At 71.5% G+C, this 379-nt stretch carries 1 protein-coding gene; it reads left to right on the forward strand.

The window, feature by feature from the left end; all coding sequences use genetic code 11:
• Positions 1-185 precede the first annotated feature (185 nt).
• Positions 186-379: hypothetical protein (locus tag AX681_RS22065; protein WP_197424301.1), on the forward strand; the 194-nt coding region annotated here is incomplete at its 3' end.

A 379-nucleotide genomic window follows, 5' to 3' on the forward strand; every position in this document is an offset into this window, starting at 1 on the left:
GCCGAAGGCGACGGAGGGGGAGGGCGGCTGCGTCCTGTCGCCTCTTGCCGTTTTGCTTCCGCCCCCTCCGTCACGCTGCGCGCGCCACCTCCCCCTGGCGGGGGAGGATTGACGCTAGTTAACACCGCTGCATCCTGTCCCACAGCGATACGCGCCCAAATCGGGGGGTGGTCAGGCGCACCCCGATGCACGATCTGGCGTTGATGGACCGGAGGAGATTGATGCGCGCAGGTGGATGGATGGTGCGGACGGGGATCGTGGCGGCGCTCGGCGTCGGTGCGATGGCTGCGGCTGCGCTGATCCCCGCGCCCGAACCGGCCCGCAGCGCTGCGCCGGTCACGGCGGCCCCGGCTACTGCGCCCAAGCCGGTTGTCGCGCC

Origin of the sequence: Sphingomonas sp. CCH9-E2 (genome assembly GCF_001557215.1) — a bacterium.
Classification (GTDB): Bacteria; Pseudomonadota; Alphaproteobacteria; order Sphingomonadales; family Sphingomonadaceae; genus Sphingomonas.